The 21,432-nt window shown below is 68.9% G+C and carries 17 protein-coding genes; 3 read left to right on the top strand and 14 right to left on the bottom strand.

Annotated features, from left to right (window positions below; all coding sequences use genetic code 11):
• Positions 1-171 precede the first annotated feature (171 nt).
• Positions 172-1,017, top strand: a complete 846-nt coding sequence (locus ACWDV4_RS18835) for a hypothetical protein (RefSeq protein WP_449980458.1) — start codon at positions 172-174, stop codon at positions 1,015-1,017.
• A 52-nt stretch (positions 1,018-1,069) separates the two neighbouring features.
• Here ACWDV4_RS18835 and ACWDV4_RS18830 read toward each other — a convergent pair whose 3' ends face one another.
• Positions 1,070-2,086: a D-alanine--D-alanine ligase family protein gene (locus tag ACWDV4_RS18830; protein ID WP_449980455.1), complete on the bottom strand. Its 1,017-nt coding sequence runs from the start codon at positions 2,084-2,086 to the stop codon at positions 1,070-1,072.
• An 8-nt stretch (positions 2,087-2,094) separates the two neighbouring features.
• The gene (locus ACWDV4_RS18825) at positions 2,095-3,411 is read right to left on the bottom strand and encodes an aminotransferase-like domain-containing protein (RefSeq protein WP_449980452.1); all 1,317 of its coding nucleotides are present in this window, start codon (positions 3,409-3,411) and stop codon (positions 2,095-2,097) included.
• Between the two features lie 285 nt (positions 3,412-3,696).
• Between ACWDV4_RS18825 and ACWDV4_RS18820 the strand changes: the two genes are divergently transcribed.
• Entirely contained in the window at positions 3,697-4,359 is a 663-nt protein-coding gene (locus tag ACWDV4_RS18820; RefSeq protein WP_449980449.1) for a GNAT family N-acetyltransferase, read from the top strand.
• Positions 4,360-4,453: 94 nt separating this feature from the next.
• On the opposite strand, the gene ACWDV4_RS18815 is transcribed toward ACWDV4_RS18820, so the two are convergent.
• The 7 genes from ACWDV4_RS18815 to murJ form a co-directional block, all read right to left on the bottom strand.
• Positions 4,454-5,635, bottom strand: coding sequence for an N-acetylmuramoyl-L-alanine amidase (locus ACWDV4_RS18815; protein ID WP_449980447.1), 1,182 nt, complete (start codon positions 5,633-5,635; stop codon positions 4,454-4,456).
• 369 nt (positions 5,636-6,004) lie between these two features.
• On the bottom strand, positions 6,005-6,328 hold the full coding sequence (trxA, locus tag ACWDV4_RS18810) for a thioredoxin (protein ID WP_449980444.1): 324 nt from the start codon (positions 6,326-6,328) through the stop codon (positions 6,005-6,007).
• A 47-nt stretch (positions 6,329-6,375) separates the two neighbouring features.
• Positions 6,376-7,332, bottom strand: coding sequence for a thioredoxin-disulfide reductase (gene trxB / locus ACWDV4_RS18805; protein ID WP_449980781.1), 957 nt, complete (start codon positions 7,330-7,332; stop codon positions 6,376-6,378).
• A 181-nt stretch (positions 7,333-7,513) separates the two neighbouring features.
• A complete protein-coding gene (locus tag ACWDV4_RS18800) occupies positions 7,514-8,548 on the bottom strand; it encodes a hypothetical protein (RefSeq protein WP_449980441.1) in 1,035 nt (344 codons plus the stop codon).
• A complete protein-coding gene (gene sigM, locus ACWDV4_RS18795) occupies positions 8,545-9,423 on the bottom strand; it encodes an RNA polymerase sigma factor SigM (protein WP_449980779.1) in 879 nt (292 codons plus the stop codon). Before sigM ends, ACWDV4_RS18800 begins: the two co-directional genes overlap by 4 nt.
• A 55-nt stretch (positions 9,424-9,478) precedes the next feature.
• The gene (locus ACWDV4_RS18790; RefSeq protein WP_449980439.1) at positions 9,479-11,086 is read right to left on the bottom strand and encodes a protein kinase family protein; all 1,608 of its coding nucleotides are present in this window, start codon (positions 11,084-11,086) and stop codon (positions 9,479-9,481) included.
• A 559-nt stretch (positions 11,087-11,645) separates the two neighbouring features.
• On the bottom strand, positions 11,646-13,391 hold the full coding sequence (murJ, locus tag ACWDV4_RS18785; protein ID WP_449980436.1) for a murein biosynthesis integral membrane protein MurJ: 1,746 nt from the start codon (positions 13,389-13,391) through the stop codon (positions 11,646-11,648).
• Between the two features lie 153 nt (positions 13,392-13,544).
• Between murJ and ACWDV4_RS18780 the strand changes: the two genes are divergently transcribed.
• Complete coding sequence (locus ACWDV4_RS18780) at positions 13,545-15,017, top strand: CCA tRNA nucleotidyltransferase (RefSeq protein ID WP_449980433.1); 1,473 nt, start codon at positions 13,545-13,547, stop codon at positions 15,015-15,017.
• Positions 15,018-15,132: 115 nt separating this feature from the next.
• Here the strand turns inward: ACWDV4_RS18780 and ACWDV4_RS18775 are convergent, their stop codons facing one another.
• From ACWDV4_RS18775 to ACWDV4_RS18755, 5 genes are all read right to left on the bottom strand, one after another.
• Positions 15,133-15,279 (bottom strand): hypothetical protein, encoded by a 147-nt coding sequence (locus ACWDV4_RS18775; protein ID WP_449980430.1) that lies wholly within the window; start codon positions 15,277-15,279, stop codon positions 15,133-15,135.
• A gap of 122 nt (positions 15,280-15,401) precedes the next feature.
• The gene (lanL, locus tag ACWDV4_RS18770) at positions 15,402-18,140 is read right to left on the bottom strand and encodes a class IV lanthionine synthetase LanL (protein WP_449980427.1); all 2,739 of its coding nucleotides are present in this window, start codon (positions 18,138-18,140) and stop codon (positions 15,402-15,404) included.
• Between the two features lie 27 nt (positions 18,141-18,167).
• The gene (locus tag ACWDV4_RS18765) at positions 18,168-19,187 is read right to left on the bottom strand and encodes a radical SAM protein (protein ID WP_449980424.1); all 1,020 of its coding nucleotides are present in this window, start codon (positions 19,185-19,187) and stop codon (positions 18,168-18,170) included.
• Between the two features lie 329 nt (positions 19,188-19,516).
• A complete protein-coding gene (locus ACWDV4_RS18760) occupies positions 19,517-21,031 on the bottom strand; it encodes a flotillin family protein (protein WP_449980421.1) in 1,515 nt (504 codons plus the stop codon).
• Between the two features lie 8 nt (positions 21,032-21,039).
• On the bottom strand, positions 21,040-21,432 hold a 393-nt coding region (locus tag ACWDV4_RS18755; RefSeq protein WP_449980418.1), incomplete at its 5' end, for a hypothetical protein.

Below are 21,432 nucleotides of genomic sequence, written 5' to 3'. Positions count from 1 at the left end.
CCAAAGTAATCCACAGGCGTTTTCCACAGGTGGTGCTGGTTTCACGTGAAACCGCGCGTAGATGGCGGTCTGAGCCTGTGGATGAACGGCGTCAGGTCGGCTCGATCCATCGGCAGGCATGGGCCCCTTGGGCCCTCCCGGGGTGTCCTCGACTCGGTTAGTGTCAGCGTCGTGCCCCACACCCCTCCTGTTCCCAAGTTCGCCCAATGGCCATCGTTCCCATTCGAAGGCGATCTCCACGTCAAGCAGCTCGACGAACCGGTAGCCATCGAACCGGCCCGAAAGGGTGAGGGATCCAGCGTTTGCGCGGCGTGCGAGACGCCGGACGAGGCGTACATCTGGGTCAGCGAGCGCTGGCGGGTGCGTGCCATGGACCGCCCGAGCGGGCTGCCGATGGTGCTCATCCTGGAGTCCCGATCCCATCTGGACCTCGGTGATCTGCCGAACTTGTTGGCCGCTGAACTCGGGGTGATGACCGTCCGGCTGGAGCGAGCCATCCGGTCGCTCGACGGTGTGGCGCGAGTGCACGTCAACCGCTGGGGAGACGGCTCAGCCCATTTCCACATGTGGTTCCTGGCCCGCCCGTACGGGCGGTTGCAGCTTCGTGGCACGTTCCTGTCTCTGTGGGACGACATCCTGCCGCCGATTCCCGAATCGGTGTGGCGGGAGAACCTCGCACTCGTCGCGGCGTGGCTCGCCGAGTTCGGTGGTCGGACGCTGGCGGAGCCGCCCCGTATCGAGTGGCAGGCACCGTCGAGCCTGGCTCAGCAGGCATCAGCCGGGGTGACCATCCCAGTAGACGAGTTGGCGGTTGAGTGGGCGTCGGTAGCGGAGACCGAGGAACCGCCACCGGGGTTCGACGAGGCAGCCGACGAAGCAGTGGACGAAGCAGTGGACGGTGGAATCGACGATGAGACCGGCGTCGACCCGGGTGCCGAAACGAGCGGCGGAAGGGGCGCCGAGCCGGACGGCGGAACCGAAGCCAGGGCCGACCCGCCTCGGCGTACCGATGGGTGAATGACAGCTCGGCGGGCGGCTGACGGTGTAGCGGCTGGTGGCGTAGCGGCCGCTAGCCGCGCCGGGCCGCCGCCCGCGTGACCATCGACCCGAGCAGCGCGCCGAAGTCGAGCCCAGCCGCCTGTACCGCCAGCGGCAGCAGCGATGTCTCAGTCATCCCAGGTGAGATGTTGACCTCCAGCACGTGTGGGTCGCCAGCGGCGTCCACGATGAGGTCGACCCGGGACAGGTCACGTAGCCCGAGGGCGGAATGTGCGGCCAGGGCTACTTCGGCCACCCTGGCCGCCACGGCCGGTGCCAGCCGGGCCGGGCTGTGCCAGGTGGTCAGGCCAGCGGTGTAGCGGGCCGCGTAGTCGTAGACCCCGTTGCGCGGGACGATCTCGACCGCTGGCAGAGCCCGGGGGCCGTCGCCCAGGTCGACGATGGAGACCGCCACGTCCATACCCGGGATGTAGCGCTCGACCAGGGCCGTGGTGTCGTACGCGAAACAGCCGACCATCGCGGCCGGTAGGGCGGCGGCGTCCCGGACCACGGCGGCCCCCAGCCCGGAACCGCCCTGGGCCGGCTTCACCATGAGCGGCAGCCCGAGGCGGTCGGCGATGCGGTCCAACACCGCGACCGCGCCCAGCTCGGAGAAGCGGTCGTGCGGCAGGGCCACCCAGTCGGGCGTCGGGATGCCCGCCTCACGCAGCACCGTCTTCGCGGACGGCTTGTCCCAGGCCATCCGGGCTGATCGGGCGTCGCAGCCGACGTAGGGCACGTCGCACAGGTCGAGGACCCCGCGCAGCGACCCGTCCTCACCGGTCGAGCCGTGCAGAGCGATCACCACGGCGTCGGGCGGGTCGGCGGTCAGAACGGGGAGCAGGGCACTGTCGGCGTCGTGCAGCTCCGCCTCTACCCCTACCGACCGGAGCGCGTCGAGCACCCGGCGACCGGACCGCAGCGACACGTCACGCTCGTAGGAGAGCCCACCAGCCAATACCAGGACCCGAAAGTCGGAAAGGGCTTCCGGCAGGGGTGACACGGGCCGGTCGGTCGGATATGCGCTGCTGGCTGGGGTCGTACTCATGGGGGAGATCATGCCAAGTCGGGACCTGGCACATCCGCCCCGGCCTGGCCGCGGCGGCGATGGGTGGGCCGCGTCACCGCGCCGAAGACCTGGCGCATCGCCATCTCCTGCTCCATGACGCTGGCCAGCCGACGGACCCCTTCCCGGATCCGCTCCGGCGGCGGGAAGGAGAAGTTGAGCCGTACGTTCCCGGCCCCGGAACCGTCGGCGTAGAAACCGGTGCCCGGCACGTAGGCGACCCGTGCGGCGATGGCACGCGGCATCATCGCCTTGGCGTCCAGCCCATCCGGCAGGGACGCCCAGACGAAGAGGCCACCCTTCGGCTCGGTCCAGGTGGTGCTGGCCGGCATCAGATCGTCCAGCGCCGTCAGCAACGCGTCCCGACGTTCGCGGTAGATCTCCCGGTACGTCTTGAGCTGCTCCCGCCACGGCATGGTCGACAGGTAGGTGGTCACCGCGGCCTGGGCGTAGTTGCTCGGGCAGAGGATCTGCGCCTCGCTGGCGATGACCAGCTTGTCGCGTACCGCGTGTGGGGCGAGGATCCAGCCCACCCGCAGCCCGGGAGCGAAGGTCTTGGAGAAGGTGCTCAGATAGAAGACACCGTCCCGGCGGCGGGCGCGCAGCGGGGCGGGCACGTCACCGTCGAAACCGAGCTGCCCGTACGGGTCGTCCTCGACCACGAGCAGGCCGGCCCGCTCGCAGATGTCGAGCACCCGTTCCCGCCGCTCGTCGGTCAGCGTCACGCCGGTCGGGTTCTGGAAGGTCGGAATCGTGTAGAGGAACTTGGCCCGCCGGCCCGACCGGGCCACCTCGGCGATCGCCGCCTCCAGCGCCTCGGGCACCAGGCCGTCGTCGTCCATCGGTACGTGCACCACCTGCGCCTGGGCGGCCTGGAAGACCCCGAGAGCGCCGACATAGGTGGGGCCCTCGGCGAGGACGACGTCACCCGGGTCGAGGAAGAGGCGGGCGACCAGGTCGAGCGCCTGCTGCCCGCCGACGGTGACCACCACGTCCTCCGGGGAGGCGCCACAGTTCACGTCGATGCCGGAAAGCGCCATTACCTCGCAGATCCGCTCACGCAGTTCGAGAGTGCCCTGCCCGATGCCGTACTGGAGGCTGGTCGTGCCCTGCTCGGCGGCGAGTCGACCCAGCATCTCGCCCACCGCGTCGAGCGGCAGTGCGGCGATGTACGGAGCACCGCCGGCGAGTGACACCACCTCCGGGCGGCTGGCTACGGCGAACAAAGCTCGGATCTCCGATGCCGTCATACCGCGGACGCGCCGGGCGTAGCGATCGGTATAGTCGTCGAGCGTCGTGCCGGTCATGACATCACCTCGATCAGGCAGGTCGCTGGGCGGGCCGACAAAATGGGCGGCACAGCGTTGGCTAGTCGATCCTAGTCCGCCTCAACGATCAACGTCAGCGGCACCGAGGGCCCCGTCCACATCGCGGACCTGCTGTTTTACCACCGATCACGACCCGAAGCCGTGCGAAACCGCCCAACCCCTCCCACGGCGGGTGGTTCCAGCGTACGATCGCTCGTCGGGGGGCAAGGAGGCGGCGATGCTGCACGGTGCTTCAGCCTCCGACCATACTTTGGGGATGCGCCAATGTCGCGACGTCTGGTCAGTCTGACCCTCGACACGCTGGAAGATCTGCCGCGTCCATGCCGGCAGTGCGTCTACTGGGAGCTGGATCCGGTGGCGGCCGAACGGGCCGGCACGCTTGGCGACCCCGGTCTGGAGAAGGAAGCCTGGGTATCCCAGACCCTGCTGGAGTGGGGCTCCTGCGGCAAGCTGGCCTACGTCGACGGGATGCCCGCCGGGTTCGTCATGTACGCCCCGCCCGCCTACGTGCCACGGTCGATGGCGTTTCCCACCTCACCGGTCTCCGCTGATGCGGCGCTGCTCACCACGGCACACATCGTGGCGGCGTTCTCCGGAGGCGGGTTGGGGCGGATGCTGGTGCAGGGTGTCGCCCGGGATCTCACCAAGCGTGGCATCAAGGCCATCGAGGCGTTTGGCGACGCCAAGTTCGGTGAGGCGGGTGAGGGGAGCGGCGGATGTGTCGCTCCGGCCGACTTCTTCCTCTCCGTCGGTTTCAAGACGGTACGGCAACACCCTCGCTACCCCCGACTGCGACTGGAGTTGCGTACGGCGCTGTCCTGGAAGTCCGACGTCGAGTACGCCTTGGAGAAGCTGCTCGGCTCGATGAGCCCGGACAGCCTGCTCCGGCCGGTACGGCCGGCGACCCGGTCCACGACGATCAGCTGAGACCCGACAGCCAGCGTCACGATCAGCTGAGACCCCGCGCCAGCGTCACGTTCAGCCCCGGGCACCGCACATCAGCCCGCAGTCCGGGCTCAGCTCAGCGGCCGGCCGCCATCGCCGCCCGGAGTTCGCTGACGTCGATCGACCCGGTCGGCACGTCCTGCTCGATGGGGTAGTACATCCGTTGTACGGCGGCGACGATCGCCTCCACGACCCGGTCCCGGAAGCGCGGATCGATGAGCCGGTCCCGATCGACAGCCGAGGTCAGATAGCCCACGTCGACGCGTACCGCCGGCATCCGGGTCAGGCGGAGCAACTCCCAGGTCTTGGCATGGGTACGGCAGTTCTTCATCCCGGTCCGGGCCACGATCTCCCGTTGGACCAGGTCGGCCAGCCGTTCTCCGACCGTCGAGGTGACCCCGTTGTCCGTGCCGTAGTGGTAGCTGGCCACCCCATTGGCCTCGGGATTGGCGTGGTGGTCGATGTGCAGGGAGATGAAGAGGTCACCACCGAGTTCGTTGGCCAGTTCCGCCCGGGCCAGGTCCGGCAGTGGGGTGGCCGGTGCGGGGCCCCGGGTGAGGTGTACCCGCATGCCGGCGGCACCGAGCCGCCCTTCGAGCCGGGTGGCGAGGTCGTACGTGAGGTCGGACTCGGCCCAGCGCAGCTGGCCATCGGGCACCACCACGCCGGGGTCGGACGAGCCGTGCCCAGGGTCGATGATGATCACCTTGCCGATCAGGGTGGGCCCGGACTGCCGAAACGCGTCCGCCTCCCGGAGCCACTGCGGCCGGCCGCCGACCACCTTGCGTCCGAGGCGGCGTAGCGCGTTCATCGTCTGCGGCCCACACGCGCCATCCGAGGTGGCCAACCCGACTTCGCGCTGGAACTGGGCCACCGCCCGGGCTGTCCGGGCGCCGTAGACGCCATCCGCCCGACCGACGTCGTACCCCATCTCCAGCAGGCGTTCCTGGAGCGACCGTACGTCCTCGCCGGTGAGCGGGTCGGGGATGGCGTGGTAGAGCGTACGGGCGCCGAGTCGCCAGCGGGCGGCGTCCAGGGCCCGCCAGGTCTCCGCGCCGACCTGCCCGTCGACGCTCAGCCCTCGGCTCTGCTGGAAGGCGCGTACGGCGCGCTCGATTTTCGCCTCGAACTCGTCGTCTGGCGCTACCGGGTCGTCGTTGGGCCCTACGGGGTCGGTGTCGAGTAGGTCGAGACCGACCAGGATGCCACGAATCTCCTGGACGGCAGGGCCGCGGTCACCTAGCCGGATCGGACGCACGGAAGCACCCCCCTCTGCACGATTCTCTGCTGGTGGGGTCCGTCCCGGTCGGTCGTCCGGGACCGGCGACGCAGACTCCAGCTTCGCTGTGAGCACGCTTCCGGGAGCGTACCGTGACGCCATGTGCGGTGCGCCCGGTTGGCCGGATGCCGTTGTGGTGACAGCACACCCGGCCTGCCTGCGGCGAAACACGCCCGGCCCCAGGTGAGCGTTCATCCGGACTGATTGCGCCGAACGCGCGGATTCGCCGCCGGGCCGCCGCAGGAACGACTCGCGCCTGCGGCCGGGTGGCCGCAGGCGCGAGGTGTGGTCGTTACGGGACGGTGTACGAGACTGTCCGGTACAGCGGTCAGGGCACCGACTGAACCGTCAGAGTGCTGCCTCGATCATTTTGACCAGGGCGCCCTTCGGCTTGGCCCCGGCGACCGACTGCACCGGCTCTCCGCCCTTGAACACGGTGATGGTCGGTACGGACATCACCCGGTAGGCCCGGGCGGTTTCCGGGTTCTCGTCGATGTTGAGCTTGACGATCGACACCTTGTCGCCCATCTCGCCGGCGATCTCCTCCAGCAGCGGTGCGACCTTGCGGCAGGGCATGCACCACTCGGCCCAGAACTCGACCAGCACCGGCTTGTCGGACTGAAGCACGTCGCCGACGAAGCTACCGTCGGTGACCGGCTTTACTGCTCCCACTGAGACCCTCCTCGGGCAACTTCTGATTATTCGTCTTTCGACGGTGCTTACTCTTCTTCCAGCGTTGAGATGAACCGCTCGGCGTCCAGTGCGGCGGCACAGCCGGTGCCGGCTGCGGTGATGGCCTGGCGGTAGGTGTGGTCCACCAGGTCGCCAGCGGCGAAGACCCCAGGCACGTTGGTACGGGTCCCGGGGGCATCGACCTTGACGTAGCCGCTCTCGTCCAGATCAACCTGTCCCTGGAAGAGTTCGCTACGCGGGTCGTGACCGATCGCCACGAAGACCCCGCTGACGTCCAGCGTCTTCGCCTCACCGGTGTGCACGTTACGCAACCGGACGCCGACTACCTTGCCGTCCGCGCCGAGGATTTCCTCCACGATGCTGTTCCACTCGACCCGGATCTTCTCGTTGCCGAGGGCCCGGTCCGCCATGATCCGGCTGGCCCGGAACTCGTCCCGGCGGTGGATGATGGTCACCGACGAGGCGAACTTGGTCAGGAACGTGGCCTCTTCCATCGCCGAGTCGCCGCCACCGACCACCACGATGTCCTGGTTGCGGAAGAAGAACCCGTCGCAGGTGGCGCAGGACGACACGCCCCGGCCGAGGTACTCCTGCTCACCGGGGACCCCGAGGGGACGCCATGCCGAGCCGGTGGCGAGGATGACCGCCTTCGCGCGGTATGCGGTCTCCCCCACGTAGACGGTGCTTGCCGCCGTCGACCCCGGCGTACCGGTGTCGACCAGCTCGACCCGGGTCACGTCGTCGGTGATGAACTCGGCACCGAACCGCTCGGCCTGCTTGCGCATCGAGTCCATCAGCTCCGGGCCGAGGATTCCGTCCGGGAAACCCGGGAAGTTCTCGATTTCGGTGGTGGTCATGAGCGCACCACCGGACTGCACACCCTCGATGACGAGTGGGTTGAGGTTCGCCCGTGCGGCGTAGACCGCCGCGGTGTATCCGGCCGGCCCTGAGCCGATGATGATCAGGTTACGGACCTCGTCCACTGCCATCTCCCGATAGTCGTGTCTTCGTCACCAGTACGGCGTACCGGCACCGGCTCGTCACCGGTATCCAGCGGGACACCGGTCGTGCACAGCAGAACAGCATCGTATGGACGGGCATTCCCGAGCCGGTCATCCGGTGGGTCACGTCACGTGGACGGCCATACCCGCTGGGACTGTCGAATCACCCTACCCGGGTGTGATGCCGCTCGTCGGTGCCGACGTTGGGCAGACCACACCCGGGACCGACTGCCCAGGCCCACCGCGTACCGGTCTGGTCGGTGAAGGAGAGCACCAGAGCGGGGCTGCCCTCGAACTTGGCGTAGTCCACGATATCCACCGTCAACGTGCCGGTGCCGCCGTGTGCGCGGGCCACCGCGTCGAGGCAGCCGCTGAGCGCGCCTCGATCGGAGAGCCGTTCCAGGCCGTACGCGACGACGGTCCGGGACTGCTCGGGTATCGCGTTCGAGGGCTCGCCGGAGTGCGTTTCCGTCGTGTTGATGCGCTGCCCGCCCAGGGCGGCCACCCGCTGGCCCAGGGTGCTGGTGGCGTAGTCGGTGCCGCTGGAGATCGGCCTCGCTGCGCCGGCATCCACCGGTGCCTGTGGATTGCCGAGGATGTTGGCGGGTGGCTGGTCACCCGTCGTGGCGCGTTCGGCACCGGAGTCGCTGACCGCCGCCCCATGGGTGGTGTCTGTGTCGTGGGAACCGGTGAGTCTAGGAATCCCGAAACCGGCGAACGCGGTGACGGCGGCGGCGACGGCCACGGGGCCGGCCAGCCGCGACCAGCGGCGCCGGGAGCGGGTGCCGGCGCGGCCCGGCCCGGACGATGCGACACCCCCAGGTGGCACGCCCGTCGGGCGCCGCTCCGACCGTTCGCCAGCGTCGACCGGCTCGGCCGCCGGCCTCGGAGCCCGTACCGCTGCGGCGTCCGTCGTGAGCGCTGCGGCGTCCGTAAGCGCTGCGGCGTCCGTCGTAAGCGCTGCGGTCAGCCGGGCGGTCACCGCTGGCGGCATCGGTTCCGGTACGGCGCCCCAACTCGCCAGGTCGACCCGGACCGCGTCGACGGCGGTGGTCAGTTCGGCGTACGCCTGAGCCCAGGCGGTGTCCGAGGCGACCAACCGGGCCACCTCGGCCTCGTCGGGGGTGCCGTCCAGCGCCCCGCCGACATAGTCGGCCAGCAGGTCGAAGTCGACCTCCCCGAACTTCCCCCCCGTCACTTCTCCTCCTGGCTGACGTCGTGTCCCGACTGACCTGACGCTGATCGGACGCTGTTGCCGGACGCGGGGTTCCCGAGGGTGACCGCGGGCACGTCAGCGCCGGATCGGGTGGGCCGCTCTGTGCCGGATCGGGTGGGCCGCTCTGTGCCGGATCGGGCGGGTACGGGGATGTCCGTGGATCGGGCCGCGCTGGGCCTTCGGGCTGGGTCACCGCCGGATCCTGGGGATCGTTGGCCGGTCGGGCCCGTGCGTAGGTGGCCGAGGATCTGGGCGAGTCTGGCCCGTCCTCGGGCGCAGCGACTTTTCACCGTGCCCTCGGCCACGCCCAAGATGACCGCGACCTCGGCAACCGGGTAACCCTGGACGTCGACCAGGACCAGGGCGGTCCGTTGCTCGACGGGCAACTCGGCCAGGGCCTGTCGGACGACGAGCGCGGTGTCGTGGTCCGGTGCGGGCGCGGCCGGTTCTACTCCGCTGAATCGGTCGGAATCGGCCGGGCGGGAGCCATCGGGCAGCGGCACGGTGGGATGGGCCTGCCGACGGCGGATCCGGTCGAGGCAGGCGTTGACCACGATTCGGTGTAGCCAGGTGGTGACGGCGGCGTCCCCCCTGAACCGGGGGGCGGCCCGATGGGCGGAGAGCAGTGCGTCCTGGAGCGCGTCAGCCGCCTCCTCCCGGTCGGAGACGGTACGCACCGCGACCGCCCACAGCCGGTCGCGGTGTCGGCGAAAGAGTTCCGCGAAGGCGTCGGGATCGCCGTCGACGTGCGCGCGGAGCAGGTGCTCGTCGGTCAGGTCGGCGAGCCGGGGCAGGCCACCGGGCGATGTCCCGTCCCCGGGCCTGGCCTGCTCACCCGGCCGGCCGGTGGGCAGCATCTCAGTCATGGTTGACCCCCAGCCGGATGGCCGGCGACCAGCCAGGACCGGCTGGTCACAGCCCGATGACCGTGATCTCCTGGACGCCGATCTTGTATCTGCCCGGCTCGTCGAGCGGCAGATCGGTGATCCAGAACAGCAGGTACTGGTATTTCGCGTCCGGGTCGAACGCACTGAAGTCCATGGTGGAGCCGGCGTTCTCGAACGGCACACCGACCGGGTTCTTCAGGTAGGCGGTCACGAGTTGCTTGTCGCCGGCCTGGGTGGCTGGTGGGTTGACGGTGCCGGTGAACAGTTGGGCGGTGGCGCCCCGAGCGGAGAGCTGCACCTGCACGGAGTTGAGGGTGCGGGGCTGTTGCAGGTCGATGAGGATGCCCATTCCCCGCTTGATGTTGCCGAAGTTGGATCGACCGCGGTAGCTCTCGGTGTACCAGCCCTCGTTGGTGTCGCCGTCGACCGTCTTTTCCGCGTCCCGGGACTCGGAGCGGCTGCCGTCACCGTCGGGGTCGATGACCCGTACCTGAGCGGCGCTGAGCGAGATCTTCTCGGGCTTGCCGATCGGTTGGGCGGATGCACCGTTGGCGGGGTCGCTGGCGCTGGCCGAGGGACCCGGTCCAGCTTCAGGCTGGTCGTCGCTGTTCAATGCCTGTACGCCGAGGAAGAGACCGACCAGGGCGATGACCAGCAGGCTGGCGACGCCGATGATGAGTTTCCGGCCGCCGCTGACTGGGGGCGGCAGCGCCTCGGTGCTGGCCGTGAAGCGTAGTGGCCCGGTGTCGAGGTATTGCTCCTCGGCGGGTGCGTCGAGTCGAGCGAGTTCCGCGGCCAGCACGTCCGAGGCGGGTATCGCGAGCTCGGAGTCGAGCAGGTCCATGGTCAGGTCGTCGAGGTAGGTCGGGACGCCGGCCCGGACCTGGCGTGGTGCGGCGATTGCGCCACTGCCGTCGCGGACCGCGTCGGTCAGTGCCGAGCGGCCTCGGCCACTCGAACCGGTGGTGAGCGAGGCTTCGGCGTGCGGCCAGCGACCGGTGAGTGCGAAGTAGAGGATGCCGCCGACGGCACGTACATCGGTTTCCGGGGTGTCCGCACCATCGGAGCGCGCGTCGGCGAGCACCACGCGGCCGTCGCTGTCCATCATTACGGTGCCGGGATGGATGTTGCCGTGCACCATTCCGGTGGCGTGTACGGCGGCGATGGCTGCGGCGACGGCGTGGGCGATGCTGGTGGCCCGAGCCGGATCGAGGACGCCCTCGGCGACCATCTCACGCAGCGACCGGCCGGCCACCCATTCCCGTACGACGTATGCGCGATCTTCCTCGTCGATGGCGTCGTAGACGCCGACCAGGTTGGGGTGGATCACGCGGCTGGCGGCGACGGCGGCCTGCAACATCTCCTTGGCCGAGTCACCACCTGGGTAACGTAGTACTACCGCCACTGGTCGACGGAGCACCACGTCGACGCCGCGCCATACCTGGCGACCGGCGCTGTCGTCGTTGATGTGCTCGGCCAACTCGTACCGCTCGGCGAGGAGCTCACCGACCGCGGGCGCACCAAAGGTCATTACCGGCGGGGCGGCTCCATCCGCCTCCTGGCCTTCGCCGACCTGGGTCACCCGTCCTCCCTCGGTGAACTCGTCAATCGATGGACCCGCACTGCTGGGCATTGGTTTCCCGCTCCGCCGTCGAAGGGACCGGCCGGCAGCGTCCTTGCATAGCGTAGGCGCTTGCCGCACCCGACGGGAGCGACCTTACCTGGGTTCGACTGATCCCCGACATGTCATCTTGCGGTCGTACCCGCCAAGGTGCCGTGAGTGCGGGCTTACGTCCGGGTACGGGGAGCCTCATCCGGGTTGCCTGCTCCGACAATTGATGGCGAACCGGAAGAATCGCCGTTTGTATCGATGGACTTGTCTGGACTGCTGGTGAAATGCGAGGTCAGTGCAGTTTCCGATTTGTGCGGCGCGTCGGGCGGGCCCGACGCGCCAGCGTGCCGGCCAGGAGCGCTCGGGACTGCTCGGGACTGGTCGGGACTGTCCGAGCCCGGCCAACCCGGTGTGTCGAGCCTCGACCAAGATCCCCGAAATGGTGGGCGGACCAGGCAGGTCGGTGAGTTATCCACAGGCTGGACGTGGCTGTGGATAGGGAAATCAGCAAGTTATCCACAGCTCTATCCACAGCTGTGCTCCCTGGTGTGGACAGCCGCCCCGCTAAAGGTGGCGCGAATCACCGCCCCAGTTTGCGGCGGACCATTCCGACCACTTCGTTGATCTCCTGGATCCGCAGCAGCATGGCCAGTCCGACGTAGCTGCCGCCGATCACCGCACCACCCACCACCAGTTGGAGGATCGCCTCCGCCCGGCTCAGGTCATCCCCGCCCGGCAGCAGGTTGATCACGATTAGGCCGAGGACTGCGGCACCGAGCGCGGCGGCCAGCACCTTCCCGAAGGTAGGCATGATCTTGCCCAGGCCGATCCGGCCGACTCTGGGCCGAAGCAGCCAGGCGGAGAGTACGGCGGCGGCGACGTACGACACCGCGTTGCCGAGCATCAGGCCGGAGGCAGTGAACTCGGCGGAGAAGGCGGCGAAGAGCCCGATCTGGACCAGCACCCGTAGCACCACCACCGGAATGTTGATCAGGGCCGGCATCCGGGTGTCGGGCAGGGCGTAGAAGGCGAAGGTGAAGAGCTGGCTGATCGAGAAGGGCACCAACGCCAGCGCGGCGACGATCAGCACCGTCGAGGTGGCGAGCGCGCTGTCCGCGCCGTACGCGCCCCATTTGAACAGGGCCACCGAGATCGGCAGCGCCAGCACCCCGAAGACGACCGCGACCGGCGCGAGTACCGCTGTGATCATGCGGGTGCCCCGGGACAGGTCGCGGGTCATGTCGGCGAAGCGTCCATCACCAGCGGCGGCGCTCATCCGGGGCATCAACGCGGTCACGATCGAGACGGCGATGATGCCGTGCGCCATGTTCAACAGCAGGAAGACGTTGTTGTAGATCAGCGGACCGGCGGCGTTCTCGTCGCCGGCGCGGTTGAGCAGGTTGAACAGGACGACCAGACCGAGCTGGCTGACCGCGACGTAGCAGATCATCCAGGCGCCGAGCCGGCCCAGCTCGCGCAGGCCGAGGGCCCGGAAGTCGAAGCGCCAGCGCCAGCGGAAACCAACCTTGCGCAGCGCCGGGAGCAGGCCGGCCGCCTGGACGATCACCCCGAGCAGGGTGCCGCCACCGAGCAGGATGATCCGGCCGGGGGTCATCTGGTTGGGCTCGACGATCTCCGCCCCGAAGATGGCGATGTAGAGCCCGAAGGTGGTGATGACCACCAGGTTGTTGAGGATCGGTGCCCACATCGGGGCAGCGAAGTGCCCCCGGGTGTTGAGCACCGCGCTGATCAACGCGGAGAGGCCGGTGAAGAAGATCATCGGCAGCATCAGGTAGGAGAGCAGTGTGACCAGTCGCTGGAACTCGCCGCTGGTCTGGTCGCTGCCATAGAGCGAGGTCAGGACCGGCGCGAAGGCGAGCGCGGCCACCGTCGCCACCCAGAGGGCGATCACTGCCAGGGTGAGCAGCCGTTGGGCGTACGCCTGGCCGCCGTCCGGGTCGACCTTGCGCCGCTGCACCAGCACCGGAATCAGGACGCTGGTCAGGATGCCGCCGAGCAGGAACTCGTAGACCATGCCCGGGAAGATCTGCGCCGTGGTGTACGCGTTACCGACCGCGAACGTGCCCAGCGCGGAGCCGAGCACCAGGGTGCGCAGGAAACCCGTACCCCGGCTGACCAGACTGCCGATCGCCATGATCGCGCTGTTGCCGGCGGCGCTGCCTTCGACGGGTGGCTCCGGTGCCGGCGCGGTGGTCTCGACCATGGGCTGGTCGACCCGGTCCACCGAGATGAAGGTGGCACCGTCGCGTGGTGGGGGAACCCCGTCGGGCGTGGCGTTCGCGCTGCGGTAGAGCCCGCCACCCATGCCAGCCTCCCAAGGGATACGGCGGACGGTCTGCCCACCAGCACTCTCAGACCTTAGTCAACCCGCACCCCCGGCCGGCGGCCCGGCATCTGCTACCGCTCTTCGCCGCCCGCTGGTCGGGAAACAGGTGACGCCCGATAGGCTGGCGATCCCATGTCCGAAGCCTCCGTACCCAGCGCCCCCGACCGGCGCGATCTGACCGCCGCGCAACGCAACGCCGTCGCCGAACTGCTCCGGGTCTCCCCAGTCGCCGACGAGTTGGGCCGTCGCTTCGCCCAGGCCGGGCACGAGTTGCACCTGGTGGGCGGCTCGGTCCGAGACGCGTTGCTCGGTCGGCTCGGCGACGACCTCGACTTCTGCACCGACGCCCATCCGGACCAGACCCTGCGCATCCTCAAAGGCTGGGCCGAGTCGACCTGGGAGACGGGCCGCGAGTTCGGCACGATCGGGGCACAACGCAACGGGCTACGGTTGGAGATCACGACCTTCCGAGCCGAGTCCTACGACCGGGTCACCCGTAACCCGATCGTCGAGTACGGGACGAACCTCGTCGACGACCTGAAGCGTCGCGACTTCACCATCAACGCGATGGCGGTCAGCCTGCCCGAGCACCAGTTCACCGACCCGTACGGCGGGTTGGAGGATCTGGCCGCCCGGGTCGTCCGTACGCCGGGCACGCCGGAGGAGTCGTTCGGCGACGACCCGTTGCGGATGCTGCGGGCCGCCCGGTTCGTCGCTCAGCTCCGCTTCACCGTGCACCCGGCGGTACGCGCGGCGATGGCGGCGATGGCCACCGACCTGGACCGGATCACCGCCGAGCGGATCCGCGACGAGTTCACCAAGCTGCTCTGCGGCGCTGATCCGATCACCGGACTGCGGTTGCTGGTGGATACCGGGCTGGCCGACCGGTTCCTGCCCGAGCTGTCCGGGCTGAAGCTGGAGATCGACGAGCACGCCCAGCACAAGGACGTCTACGAGCACACCCTGACCGTGGTCGCCAACGCGATCCGGCTCGAAGCGGGCGACTGCGACTTCGCACTTCGGATGGCCGCGCTCATGCACGACGTGGGCAAACCGGCGACCAAGGCGGTCGGATCGGACCGGCGGGTCAGCTTCCACCACCACGAGGTGGTCGGGGCCCGGCTGACCAAGCAGCGGATGAAGGCCCTGCGCTACCCCAAGGACGTGACCTCCCAGGTGGTCAAGCTGGTCGGGCTGCACCTGCGGTTCTACGGCTACGGTCGCGGCGAGTGGACCGACTCGGCGGTACGCCGCTACGTCACCGACGCCGGCGACCTGCTGCCCCGACTGCACAAGCTGACCCGCTCCGACTGCACCACCCGCAACCGGCGCAAGGCGGCCCAACTCGCGGCCGACTACGACGCGTTGGAGGAGCGGATCGCTCGGATCGAGGCCGAGGAGGACCTGGCCCGGGTCCGTCCCGACCTGGACGGCAACGCGATCATGGAGTTGCTCGGCGTACCGCCGGGGCCGGTGGTCGGGCGGGCCTGGAAGCACCTCAAGGAGGTACGCCTGGAGCGCGGCCCGCTGGATCGGGACGAGGCCGAGGCGGAACTGCTGCGCTGGGCTCGGGCCGAGGGACTGACCGACCAGCCGACCCCCTGACGCTAACCGCCCCGGACGGATCGGAAGACCCGCCCGGGGCAGTCAGCACGTCACCGGTGGCGGTAACCGGTAGCTGGATCGACTCCGGTCATCTGTCCGGTCACGCGGTGGTAGGTCACCAGATGGTGGCCACCGAGCAGCTTGCGCCGCCCACCGTGTTGCACGTGGCGCCGGTGCAGGATTCGTCCGTGCACGGGTAACGACCGAACTCGTCGACGTTGGTCTCCTCCAACATCTGGAGAGCCTCGATGTTCGACTCCATGAGAAAGTCACCTCCTTTCGTCGCTGGTGTTCTCCGCCGTGCCCGTGGCACACCACAGGCACGGTCGCTTAGTGCCGATCGGTCCTTCCCGACTCGGCGGTGGAACGTCAGGCGGTGGAACGTCAGTTCGTTGGGTCCGAGCCGATCCGGGTGAACGACTCCGGCAGCCACATCCGTGGGCCGCCGTCCCGCAGACGAAGCAGAAAGGCGAGGACACCAGCGAGTCCGGTGGCGAAGTCGGCGACCACCGTCGTACGGCTCTCGTCGGGGACGAGTAACCGGCGGTCCCGGAGTACTCCCGGCGTGTAGATGTTGCTTGCCAGTTCCTCCGCCCAGCTTCGGTAGCGCTTGTCTCCGGACGCCTCGGCCAGGTCGAGGAGGAACTCTCCGTCACCGGCGAGTCCGTGGCACTGCCCCGTACCGGCCTGCCAACGTGCCCGGCGAACGGCCCGGGCGGCTTGGTCGAGCAGATCCGCCCAGCGGCTGTCCCGGTCGTGCTGCCACTGCCCGAGGAGAAAGGTGCCGATGCCGGACGCACCGCTGCACCAGTGCGTCAGACGTGGTCCGCCCTTGACGCTGCTGGTCCACCGGGCGTCACCGTCCTCGACCAGGGCGACCGAGCGGAGGGTTTCCGCCGCCGATTCCGCGAGTTCCAGGTATCTGGTCTCCCCGGTGATCCGGCCGATGGTGAGCAGGAAGGCCGCCACGCCGGCGACGCCGTGTGCGAACCCGTAATGGACCAGCCCGGCGAGTGCCGACGGGAAGTCCTGTGGGATCGGCCAGAGGGTCAGGCCGTCCCGGTGCTCCACCATGGCGGCAACGTCGGCCGCCACCTGACGGGCCCGATCCAGGAAGAGCGCCTGGCCGGTGGCCTCCCAGAACCGGAGCTGGGTGAGCCCGGCCCCCGCCATGCCGTGGCAGACGTCCGGGTTGGGGCAGTGCAGCGGTACCCGCTGAGCCAGGTCGATCGCCCGGTTGGTCAGCCGGTCGTCGTCGATGGCTCTCCCCGCCTCCAGCAGCGCCCAGGCGGTACCCGAACGCCCGTAATGCAGGCCGGGCAGCAGGCGAGGCTCCCGTACGACTCGTTGGCTGATCCACTGGGCGGCATCGGTGATGGCACGACGCAGGTCCGGGTTCGGCTCAGCCTGGTACGCCCGGACGAGCACCGCCAGGACCCCGGAAGCTCCGTGCTGGACGTTGATCGGATCGGTACGCATCCCGGTGGATCCCGGTGTCCAGAGACGTCCGGAACCGCTCCGGTCCATGGTGGCCACCAGGTGGTCGGTCGCGTCGCGGATCACTCTTCGCAGGTTGTCGTCGTCGAACCGGAGCGGATGGTCGGCCGGTTCCGTCCGGACCCGGGCGGGGGACGGGTCGGGGCTGTCGGCGAGGAACGCCGCCACCGCGTCGAGCGAGGGGCGTCCCGCCGGGTCGTCACACATCAACGCCTCGATGAGCGGGGCGAGGTGCCGCGCGGCCGGGTTCCCGACCGAGAGGAGGGACAACCAGTTGTTGATTCGCTCCTGCCGGGAGCGGACCTGCGGCTGGTCCCGGGTCAACACCGGATCGACCCCACTGACCAGGTAGAAGAGGACTGCGCCGAGACCGAACAGGTCGGCGCTCTTCGAGGCGGTGATGATCAGCGGCGCGTCGAGCTGCTCGGGTGCTCCGTAGCCTGGCGTGAACGCGACTCCGGCCGGCTGGTCCACCGGGGCCAGCGTCTCCAGGTCGATCAGACACAGCCGGTCGTCGGTGACCATGATGTTGTTGGGACTGAGGTCACGCAGCACGAAGTCCTGGTCGTGCACCTGTTGGACGATCTCCACCAGCCACCGGGCGACCCGGAGCGCCGCTGGCAGCGGCAGCCCCCACGGGCCGTTGTCCGCCTCGGCCACCAGGTTGGTCACCACCCACTGCCGGAGGGTGCTTCCGGGGAGTGCCTCCTGGACGAGGAAGAGATCACCCTGCTGTTCGAAGAAGCCGATCAGTTGGGGGGTGAAACCGGTGGAGCCAAACTGGTGGAGCATCCGGGCCTCGTGCCGGCGTCGGTCGCGGATGTCCAGTCCGCACTCGTCGGCGGAGGCGTACGGACGGGCCTGTTTGATGACGACGGCCTGGTCGGTGGTCTTGTCGGTGGCCCGGTACACGCTGCCCGGGAAGCCGTGCCGGATCACCTCGTCCACCACGTAACGTTTGTCGAGCAGTACGGAGGTCGGCGCTGCTGCCCTGGTCGGTGCGGCCGGGGAGTCAGTGAAGGGGTCCCGTGGCGCCCATGTCGGCGGGGTGAACCACGCCTTTCGTTGGTCAGGGACAATGCTTCCGTCCGGTGTCACCAACATCGCCTCGTAGGAGCCGTCGTTGCCGAGCATGCGCACGCCGCCGTAGACGCCGTACCGGTAGTGCACCAGGCTGCCCGGTCGATAGCGCCGGTCGGAGAGGATCGCCGGCCCGGGTAGGCCGAGGGTGGCCTGGTGCAGTTCGTCGGCGAGGGCGACCAACTCGTTCTCAAGGAGCTCGGGATAGACGGTCAGGAACTTTCCGCCGGACCCACGGTCCACCTCCCGGGAACCCAACTCCCGCACCCGCTCGATCGTCGGGGCGAACTTGAACTGGCACTGTCGGCGTACGAGGACCCGCGCCACCCGGTCCAGGACCAGGGGTGCCGACAGCGGGGTGGCGGAGACGTGCAACTTCCATCCCTGCGCCGGGAGGCGCTGGTCGACCGGCCGTACATGACACCAGTCGTCGGATTCCTCCACCGACCACCTTGCCGGGTCCCCGCCGGCGAGCACCGACCGCACACAGTTGACGAGGAGTCTGGCGGAGCCGGCACGGCTCCTGGTGGCGTGCATGCTGTCCATTCGGTTTCCCCCGAGATTTCGCGGTTGTCAGAGTTCGGGCCGACGGTCGATGCGGGCGCGGACAGCGGCCGAACCGAAGCGGAGGTCGATGCGGCGGGTCGCCTCGGCCCAGTCGGCCATGCTGTGCACCGCCGCGAGGGTCTGCTGTACGAACGGGTCGTGCCAGCGGGCGACGGCTCGTTTCCAGAGCAGTTCCGCCGGTTCGGTACGCAGGTTGCCGACCGTTCCCTCGTAGATCGGCATTGCCCGTACCGCCCCGTCCGGCTCGATCTGGAGCAGCGAGGCGAAGTCGCCACGGCTGATCTGGTCGGGGCGCATCTGCAGATTCCGGTTGTCGCTCGTGGAAACCCGCACGGTGGCCGGGGCGAGGGACTGGAGACGAGCCATCCGGTCCCGGCTGCCGACCACATCGGCCTCAGCGTCGGTGAGCAGTTCCTGATCGGTGAAGCTGATCCGGCTGGCCAGTCCGCTCGGTACGACGGCACCGAAGGAGAGGAAACGCAGACTCGGGAATCGGGGCGCGATGTCGGTGCAGACCTGTTCCAGTTGGTGCAGGTTGCTTCGGGTGACGACGTACTCGACGCTGAGGCGGGCCGGCTGGCGGCCGGATTCGCGGCTGCGTACGGTAGCCGCGTCGAGGAGGTCGAGCGCACTCATGGCGCGGTCGAACGAGCCGTTGCGCTGCCGGATACGGTCGTGCACCTCCGGGGTGGCGCCGTCGACACTGACCACGACCTGGTGGAAGACGCTCATGATCCGGTCGGCCAGATCCGGTCGCAGGGACCAACCGCTGGTGTAGAGAATCGCTGCGATTCCGGCCTGCGTCAGTCGTGCGGCGATCTCGAATACTTCCCGCACCAGAAGTGGCTCGCCGCCGGCGAGCGCAACCGACCGGGGCCGCAGGGAGATGATTGCGTCGGTTATTTGGAAAAGGGCGTCGCGATTCAATTGTTGGGAGGCTCGGCGACCCGATTCCGAATAGCAGTGGATGCAGCGGAGTGGGCAGGCATAGGTAGTGTCCCAGATGACATTTTCCGGCCGGTCCATTGCAGTCGCCCGCCCCTTTGCTGCTCCGCTGGAGGATATTCCCGCCGTGAACCCGTGTGTGGACTGGGAACTTCCTGGGTTTCCGTCGGCGAATGCAGTGAAGGCTACCGGTCATTATCGGGCTCGGGTGGCAACTGTCGCATTGACGCTAGCGCCTTGACAGGTGAGCTTGTCGAAAAGTCGTATAAGGCGACTTTAAAAGGGGAATGATCACCGCCAACTGGGCGTATAAGAATTGTCCGGAAACGTGCGCCGGAGCTGGTCCGAACAACGGAACCGGCCGGATCCAAACGGATCCGGCCGGTCGCTGGTCGTACCTGGGTGGCCGCCTATCGGCCGTCGATGACCTTGCCAGCCTCGGCGGGGCCGTTCGCCCCACCGATGCCGCCGGAAGCCAGTTTCGCGAGGAGCCCGGACAGGTCGATGCCGGTCAGGTCGGTGCCCAACTGGAGCCCCTGCGCCACATTGCTGGCCACCGACTTGGTCAGCGAGGAGGCACCGTCGGTGGAGATGACGGTCATCTTGTCGATGCTGCTCATCGGGGCGCTGGCCGCCTCGACCACCTGCGGCAGCACCTTCACCAGCAGGTCGAGTACGGCGGCCTCGCCGTACTCCGCAAATGCCTCGGCCTTGCGGGCCATCGCCTCGGCCTCGGCCTGTCCCTTGGCCAGGATCGCCGCTGCCTCCGCCTGGCCTTCCCGTTCGATGGCGTCGGCGATGGCGGTACGCCGCCGCTGCTCCGCCTCACCTTCCTTGGCACCCTCGATCGCGTTCGCCTCGGCCAGCGCGGCCCGGCGGGCCCGCTCACCTTCACCAGTCAGTCGGGCCTGCTCGGCGGAGGCCTGCGCGGCGGCGATGGTGGCCTGCCGCTTCGCGTCCGCCTCCAGGACGGCCGCGTTGCGGGACGCCTCCGCCTCCTGCTCGACCTTGTATCGGGCGGCGTCGGCCGGCTTGCGGACCTCGGTGTCGAGCTGGCGCTGCTTGAGTTCGGCGTTGCGCTCGGCCACCTTCTGCTGCTCGGAGAGGATCGCCTGGTCCCGTTCGGCCTGGGCGAGCGGCCCGGCCGCCGCCGACTTGGCCTTGGCCGCGTCGATTTCGGCGGCGATCGCCGCCTGCTTGAGTGCCAGGTTCCGGTTCGCCTCGGCGATCGCCTCCTCGGCGAGCAGCCGCTCCTGCTCGGCGGCCTGCCGAGCCCGAGCCTCGGCGATGGCCGCGTCCTTGAGCACCCGGGCGGCCTCCGGCCGGCCCAGGTCCTGGAGGTAGGAACCCTCGGCGAGGATGTCCTGCAACTGGAACGTGTCGAGCACCAGCCCCTGGTTGGTCATCGAGTGCTCGGCTTCCTCGGCGACCGCGCTGGCGAAGGCGGCCCGGTCCCGGATGATCTCCTCGATGGTCAGCCGGCCGACGATCGAGCGGAGTGCACCGGCCAGCACCTCCCGGGTGAAGTCCTCGATCTCGTCCTGCTGGTTGAGGAACCGCTGGGCGGCGGCCCGGATCGCGTCCTCGGTGCCGCCGACCTTGACGATCGCCACACCGTGCAGCTCGGCCCGGATGCCCTGCTTGCTCACCGCGCCCTTGATGCCGACGTCGATGCGCCGGCTGGAGAGGTCGAGGGACTGCAACTTCTGCACGATCGGCAGCACGAAGACCGAGGCACCGAGCACGACCTTCTGGCCGGATGTGTCGGTCAGCCGGCCGCCGTCGGCGGTCTGGGTGGTACGGCCCTTGCGGCCGGTGACGATGAAGGCCTGGTTGGGGCCGGCGACCTTGATCCGGGAGAGTACGAAGAGAACGAGGACTATGGCGAGCAGTACCGCCCCGCCGATAGCGACGAGCAGTGGCATGTAGCTCCTTATCCGACCTGAGGGGTTGCCTCGACCAGGACGCTGGTGTCGCTGAGGGCTTCGATGACGAAGACCTGGGTGCCGGTCGAGATTGGTTCGTCAGCCTTGGCGTTGAGCTTGACCGGCTGGCCGCTGATGCGTACTCGGACTTCGCCGTAGCCGCCGGCCGGGATCGGGGTCACCACGACACCGAGCGAGCCGACCAGGTGCTCTCGGGTGGGGGTGGCGTCGGTACGCATGTTGCGGGCGGCGCGGGCGAGTCGTACCGTCAGCCAGCCGGTGGGAATCGCGACGATGATGCCGACGGCGGCCGCCACGGCGATCATCCCCGGCGAACGGGCGTCGAGCAGTTCACTGGCGATCGCCCCGCCGAAACCGAGTGCGCCGACGAATCCGGCGAC

The organism is Micromonospora sp. NPDC003197 (assembly GCF_053590565.1).
Note: the sequence above shows the minus strand (reverse complement) of the source record. Positions and strands in the feature narration are given on the sequence as shown.